The sequence below is a fragment of the Streptomyces sp. S3(2020) genome, from assembly GCF_013044505.1.
GTDB lineage: Bacteria > Actinomycetota > Actinomycetes > Streptomycetales > Streptomycetaceae > Streptomyces.
On sequence record NZ_JABERD010000341.1, the window covers coordinates 1 to 6,716 of the forward strand.

The following is a 6,716-nucleotide window of genomic DNA, read 5'->3' on the forward strand; positions in this document are numbered from 1 at the left end:
GTGCCGGGAGCGGTGGGGCTCGGCTGCTGGGTGGGCAGTCCGTCGGGGCGGCGCGGGGGACGGTCGCCGACGCCGTCAGCGGCGCCACACACCTGGACCGCGCCACCGCGGGGCTGCCGCTGGACTTCTTCGCGCTCGCCGCCGACGCCGACCCCTACCAGGCCCTCGCCGGCGCCGCGGTGCCCGCCGCGATCGCCCGCGCGTTCGGCTCGATCGCCGCCGCCCGCGCCCGGCTCACCGCCGCCGGGGCCCGCCGCGGAGCCTCGCTCACCGTCTGCCGGCCCGCGGACCTCGCCGCTCTGCTGGGCCATGGCCGCGGCGCACGGTCCGGACCCGCTCCGCGGGCCGCCTGACGAGCCCGTACGGCGCCGATCTTCCCAGTGGCATGACAAGGTGGCGCGCCCACCCGCGCCGCCCCTGACAACCGGCCCGCGCCGGCCGCCCGCCATGGCAGGGCCCAGCCACGAAACATCCGGTCGCTCGCACGGTTTCGCGCGCTGTGTGGCGGAATGTTGACGTCCGTCGCGCCTGCTCAGCAACCTCAAGGACTCCGGTCATGCGTACGAATTCCTTGAGAGGAGCGTGAGCGCAATGGACGTACTGGTTGTCGAGGACGATGACGGAATGGCCGAGGCACTGCAACAGATGCTGCATCTGCACGGCCACGACACCCGCCGCAGCGACACCGGTACCGACGCCCTGGCGAGCCTGCCCGGGGCAAAACTCGTCCTGCTCGACCTGAGCCTTCCCGACCTGGCCGGGCACGAGGTGTGCCGCCGTATCCGGGAGAGCTCCTGTGTGCCCATCGTCGTGCTCAGCGGCAGCGACCACGAACTGGACCGGGTGACGGCCCTGTACGCCGGCGCCGACGACTTCGTACCCAAGCCCTTCAGCCGGCATGAACTGCTCGCCCGCATCGAGGCGGTGCTGCGCCGCAGTACCTGCTGTTGCGGGCGGTCCCAGGAGGGCGCGGCCGCCGACTCCGCGCCGCTCCCCGTGCCGGTGCCGCGCCCGCGCCGCTCCCCGCCCGAGCCCGCCCAGGAACCCGCCGTCGTCCAGGACAAGCTGCGCGCGGGCCCGCTGTGGCTCGACGCGCGCACCCGCCGGGTCTTCCTCGACGACGAGGAGGTCCGCGTCACCCGCAAGGAGTTCGACCTGCTCGCCATGTTGCTGGAGGAGCCGGGCACGGTCATGCAGCGCGAGGACATCATGGCCAGGGTGTGGGACGAGAACTGGTTCGGCTCCACCCGCACGCTGGACGTCCATGTCGGGTCCCTGCGCGGGAAACTCGGCAGCACGCGGTGGATCGAGACGGTACGGGGGGTGGGGTACCGGCTGACGGTGCCGGCGGTCCTGGGGGCGGGGTCCGAGCGGTGAGCGGGCGCCGGTACGACGCGGCCGTCCTGCCGGACGGGGCGGCCGACCACCCGTACGACGCCGACACGGACGCGGGGCCGTGCGGCGCGGGCGTCGGTCCATACGGCGGGAGTGCCGCGGCCGGTGGGCCGTACGGGCTCGCGGCCGCCGCCGCGCATCAGCTGCGCGGGCCGCTGTCGTCGATCCGGCTGCGGTTGCAGATGCTGGGCGAGCGCCGGCCCGAGGTCGCCGAACTCCCGGGCGTGCTGCGGGAGGTGGACCGACTCGCCACTTTGCTGAACCAGATCCTCGACTGGGGCGCCGCCGGGCGCGGGACGTCCGGATCCGAGCCCGTCGAGGTCCTCGACGTCGCCGCCGCCCGGGTGGACGCCTGGAGTCTGCTCGCCGACGCGCGGGACGTCCATGTCGACCTCGCCGGGACCGCGGCGACGGCCCTCCAGACGTACGGGGCGCTGGAACACGCCCTGGACGTCCTGCTCGACAACGCGGTGCAGGCGGGCCCGCCGGGCTCCACCGTCACCTGCGCCGTGCACGTCGCCGGACGGCACGTCCACGTGAGCGTCACGGACGAGGGGCCGGGCATGACGGACACCGAACTCGCCCACGCGGGGCGCCCCTTCTGGCGCGGTGCGTCCGGGGCCGGGCGCGCGGGCAGCGGCATCGGGCTGTCGCTGGCCGCGTCGCTGCTGCGGGCCTCCGGTGGCCGTCTCGATCTGCGCCGGGCCGCCGCGGGAGGCCTGACCGCCACGGCCGTACTGCCGCTGGCGCCCGACTGAGCCCGCGCCGATCCGCCGAGGACTCCGAGGACGCGAAGGCCCGATGCGCATAAGCGCCGTAGCACCAACTCCACCCTGACAAAAGGAAGTTGCCCCCCACGCGCCGACCCCCGGCGCCCTGCCCCTGGAGCCAGGACATGGCCATCGACGTACTCCTCGCCCACCCTCACCCCTCCGTACGGGCCGCGCTCGCCGGGATGCTCGGTGGGGAGTCCGACATCGACGTCGTGGGTGAGTGCGGCGACGGCAGGCGGGCGCTGGATCTGGCCGGGCGGCTGCTGCCCGACGTCCTGGTGACGGGGTTGCGGCTGCCGGGCCTGGACGGTGTGGAGCTGACGCGCCGGCTCGTGGGGCGGACCGGGCCGCACGGGGGCCGTGTCGTCGTGCTCGCCGACGCCGCCTCCTGCGCTCTCGCCTTCGAGGCGCTCGGCGCGGGTGCCCGCGGACTGCTGTGCCAGGACACCGACACCGGCGAACTGCCGCGCGCGCTGCGGCTGGTCGGCGGCGGCGGGGCACTGGTCTCCCCGCGGCTGACCCGCCCCCTCATCGACGCGTGTCTGGGCGGCCCCGGCATCCCCGAGACGCCCGCCCTGGACAACCTCACCGCACGCGAACGCGAGGTGCTGTCCCTGGTCGGCACGGGGCTGTCCACCCAGGAGATCGCCGACCGTCTCGTCGTCGCCGAGGTCACCGCCAAGACCCACGTCCGCCGCACCATGGTCAAACTGGGCGCCCGCACCCGCACCCGACTCGTCGCCATCGCCTACGAGAGCGGCATGCTCCGCCCCCGCGCCCGGTCGTAGGACCCTCCCCGCGGACCGGACCCACGCCTACGCACAACTGGCCTGTTTCCCGCACTCCCGCGCGACGTCGTCTCCGTCCCGTCTTGAGCCGGGTTCGAGCGTGTCCAGCGATTCTCTAACCACGGCTCGGTGAGAGGTGGCACGGGAAGGGGTCCGCGGAGGCCGGGCGCGCGCACCGTGGAATGTCCTGAATCCGGCGTCAGGCGGCGCCGGGCGGCCGTACGGGGGAACGTATGTCAACGGATCTGTGGACGTACCGACCGGCGGCCGAAATGGTGGGCCGGGAGCTCGATCTGATCGGTGTTCAGGGCAGGCTGGAGGATTCCTCCGTCCGGCTGATCACGCTGACCGGACCCGGCGGAGTGGGCAAGAGCCGGCTGGCCGCCGAAGCCGCCGCCACGGTCGCGGAGCTGTTCCCGGGCGGGATCCACAGCGTGGACCTGCCGGCCTGTCTGGACCTGGAGTCGGCGCTGGAGAGCGTCGACAAGACCGTGCGGGACATCACGGAACGCACATTGCTGCTGCTCGACGGGGTCGAGCACGTCGCGGGTGAGCTCGCGGTGGTCCTCGCGCGGCATCTCGCCGACACCCCGCTGCTGACCGTCCTCGCCACCGGGCAGGAGATCCTGCGGATCTACGGCGAGTGCGTCCTGCCCGTGCCCCCGCTGCCGCCCCCGGGAGAACTCCTGGAAGCCGACGTCGCCGACGTCCAGGACAACCCGGCCGTCCAGCTCTTCGTCCGCTGCGGCCGACAGGCCAACCCCGCCTTCGCGCTCACACCCGAGAACGTCGGGGCCGTCGTCGACGTCTGCAATCTGCTCGAAGGTGTCCCGCTGGTCCTGGAGCTCGCCGCGCGCCGGCTGCGGCTGTATCCGCCGCAGGAACTCCTCGGCTGGCTGCGCCGCGGCGGCGACAGCCATCTGCCGGGGCCCGTCGACGTACCGGCGCGGCAGCGCTCCACCCTCGCGATCGCCGAGTGGAGCTGCCTCGGCCTGAGCGGGCCGCAGCGGTCGCTGCTGGCTCGGCTCGCCCTGTTCCAGGGCGGTGTCACCCTCGCCACCGCCGAGAAGGTGTCGGCGCTGGGGGCGGCGGAGACCGCCGTGGCCCTGGAGACCATGCTCGACCGCGGTCTGCTCACCCTGGAGGAACACCCCCGCGCCGACAGCCGGCTGACGATGCCGCGCACTGTCCGCGCCTACGGACTCGCCCTGCTCGACGAGGCGGGCCCGGAGCAGTCCCTGGCCGCCCGGCAGGCGCACGCCCGCCACTACCGGCGGCTGCTGCCCGCGCTGGAGGGCCGCTTCCAGGGCTCGGAGCAGCAGCGCTGGCTGCGGGTCGCGGTCGCCGAGCACGACAACGTGCTCGCCGCGCTGCGCCACCTCGACGACGAGGACGAGGGCGAGAAGGAGGTGGGGGAAGGGGGCGCGGGCCGCGTACGTCCCGGACGGGCGGCGGCTCTGCTGGAAAGGGCGGGTCTGGTCACCGCCTGTCTGCAACCCTGGCTGGTCCGCGGCGAGTTGAAGGGGGGGCTGCGCTGGTTCGACGCCACCGGGCAGGCCCTGAAGGGCGCCGAGTGGGGCGATCGGGCCGAGGACGAGGAGTGGCTGCGGACGCGGGCCCGCCTGTACTCCGGCGCGGGCGTCCTCGCGGCGGCCCTCGGCGACCACGACGGGGCGGCGCACCGCCACCGCCGGGCCGTCGCCCTGTACAAGCGGCTGCGTGACCCGCAGGCCGCCGCCCTGCCCTCCGCCCGCCTGGGACACGCGCTGTTCCGGTGCGGTGAACCCGAGGGCCGGACCCTGCTGTCCGCGTCCCTCACCACCCTCGACGCCCAGGGCGACACCGCCGGGTCCGCCGAGGCCACCGCCCTGCTCGCCGAGGTGCTGCTCGCGGTCGGCGAGACGAAGCAGGCGCGCGCCCTGCTGGAACGGGTCGGCCGCGTCCAGCGGCAGAACGGCGCCGTCCGCGACCTGGCCCGCACCCTACACATCGGCGCCCGGCTGTGCCTGTGCGAGGGGGACGACACCGGCGCCCGCTCTGCGCTCAAGGAGAGCATCGGGCTGTACGAGTCGATCGGCGAGCGCACCGAACTGCCCGCCGTCCTGGAGATGTTCGCCCTGCTCATCCTTCAGCAGGCCGGCCAGCCCCAGCCCGCCGCCCGGCTCCTCGCGGCGGCCGGCGCGCTGCGCTCCCGTACCGGGGTGGTCGTGGAGCGGGAACGTGGGGACCGGCTGCGGGCCGCCGTGGACGAGCTGCGCCGCAGGCTGGGCGGGGCGGTGTTCGCCACCGCGTGGGCCGAGGGTCTGCGCCTGCGTCCGGAGGCGATGGCCGCCGAGGCGCTCGCCGCGGCCGATCCGGGGCGGGCCGAGGAGAGCGGGGAAGGTGTCGCGCTCACGCCCCGCCAGTTGCAGGTGGCGCTGCTGGTGGCCGACGGCATGACGAACCGGCAGATCGCCCAGCATCTGGACATCGCCGAGTGGACGGTCGTCAACCACGTCCGCAACGTGATGCGGAAGCTGGGCTGCGCCTCCCGGGTCCAGGTCGCCTGGGCCGTGGGCCGGAGCCGGTGATGGCGGGACGTGGGCGACCGCTCGCGGATCTCCTCGCCGGTCTCGGGCCGCCGGCCGACGTCGAGCGGGTCTTCACCGAACGGGGCTGGTGGCGGACCGAGACCGTGCTGCACGACGTGTACCGGGGTGCGGCACGGCATCCGCACCGCACCGCGATCGTGTCCCACCGGGCGCACCGTCCCGCCACGAGCCGCGTGACACGTATCTCCTACGGTCAGCTCGCCGCCTGCACGGGCCGTTTCGCGCACGCCCTGGACGCGCTCGGGGTACGCCCCGGTGACCCGGTCGCCTTCCAGCTGCCGAACCGCTGGGAGACGGTGGCGCTGCTGCTGGCCTGTCTGCGCACCGGTGCCGTGGCCGTGCCGGTGATGACCGGGTACGGGGCGCGGGATCTGGAGGCGGTGCTCGGGGCGGCCGAGCCGCGGCTGTGCGTCGTCATGGACCTGTGGGAGGGGGCCGCGCCGGGGCGGGTCCTCGCCGACCTCGCGCCCCGGCTGCCGTGGCTGCGCCATCGGGCCGTGCTGGGGGACTCCGTGGACGCGGGGGCCGTCGATTTCGTACGGCACTTCGCGCGCACTCCGCACGAGCGGTACCGGTCCGCCGGGTGGCTGCGGCTGCCGTCGCGGTCCGCCGGGCGGGTCGCGCTGGCGGTCACCTCGCTGGGGCTGCGGGCCGCGCACAGCATGGCCCTGCACACGCCCAACTCGCTTCATGCGGGCCTGCCTTCGGACTCGGCGTCGGGTGTGGCCGCGTTCTCGGCGGTGCCGCTGGCCTCGTTGCCGTCGCTGCTGCACGGGGTGATCGGTCCGCTCACGCGCGGGGGGACGGTCGTACTCCAGGACGTGTGGGACGCGGAGACCGCGCTCGGGCTGATGGCCTCGGCGGGGGTGCGTCAGGTGTACGCGACGCCCGCGCAGTGGGCGGAGCTCGTCGCAGCGCAGGAGCGCCGGCCGCGGGAGGGTGTCGGGCTGCACGGCGCGTTCACCTCCGATCCGGCGGGGTCCTCCGGCGCGCTGGGCCGGCGGGTCGACGCGGCCCTCGGGGTGCCGTTGCGGGCGCTGCCGGCTGCCGCCCATGCCGGGCAGGACGCGGAGGGGGGCGGGCCGGGGCTGTCGCCCCGCGGGCCCGCCTCACCGCTCGCCGTGTGGCGGCACGGCGGCGGTGTCGGCCTGACCTGGGAGGGGGCCGGC

At 75.0% G+C, this 6,716-nt stretch carries 6 protein-coding genes; all 6 read left to right on the top strand.

Annotated features, from left to right (window positions below; translation table 11 throughout):
- A partial coding sequence (locus tag HLK59_RS46910; protein WP_206328436.1) for a hypothetical protein occupies window positions 1–353 on the top strand: 353 nt, incomplete at its 5' end.
- Between the two features lie 238 nt (window positions 354–591).
- A complete protein-coding gene (locus HLK59_RS46915) occupies window positions 592–1,377 on the top strand; it encodes a response regulator transcription factor (protein ID WP_171147803.1) in 786 nt (261 codons plus the stop codon).
- Window positions 1,374–2,153: a HAMP domain-containing sensor histidine kinase gene (locus HLK59_RS46920; RefSeq protein ID WP_346779992.1), complete on the top strand. Its 780-nt coding sequence runs from the start codon at window positions 1,374–1,376 to the stop codon at window positions 2,151–2,153. Before HLK59_RS46915 ends, HLK59_RS46920 begins: the two co-directional genes overlap by 4 nt.
- Window positions 2,154–2,290: 137 nt before the next feature.
- The gene (locus HLK59_RS46925) at window positions 2,291–2,956 is read left to right on the top strand and encodes a response regulator transcription factor (RefSeq protein WP_171147804.1); all 666 of its coding nucleotides are present in this window, start codon (window positions 2,291–2,293) and stop codon (window positions 2,954–2,956) included.
- A gap of 233 nt (window positions 2,957–3,189) precedes the next feature.
- Window positions 3,190–5,526 carry a LuxR C-terminal-related transcriptional regulator gene (locus tag HLK59_RS46930; RefSeq protein ID WP_171147805.1) on the top strand — a complete coding sequence of 779 codons (2,337 nt, stop codon included), beginning with the start codon at window positions 3,190–3,192 and terminating at the stop codon, window positions 5,524–5,526.
- Window positions 5,526–6,716: AMP-binding protein (locus HLK59_RS46935; protein WP_171147806.1), on the top strand; the 1,191-nt coding region annotated here is incomplete at its 3' end. The genes HLK59_RS46930 and HLK59_RS46935, both read left to right, overlap by 1 nt.

Excerpts from the sequence above, each read along its gene's own strand:
- HLK59_RS46915 (WP_171147803.1), top strand. The coding sequence starts at position 592 with ATGGACGTACTGGTTGTCGAGGACGATGACGGAATGGCCGAGGCACTG.
- HLK59_RS46925 (WP_171147804.1), top strand. The coding sequence starts at position 2,291 with ATGGCCATCGACGTACTCCTCGCCCACCCTCACCCCTCCGTACGGGCC.
- HLK59_RS46930 (WP_171147805.1), top strand. The coding sequence starts at position 3,190 with ATGTCAACGGATCTGTGGACGTACCGACCGGCGGCCGAAATGGTGGGC.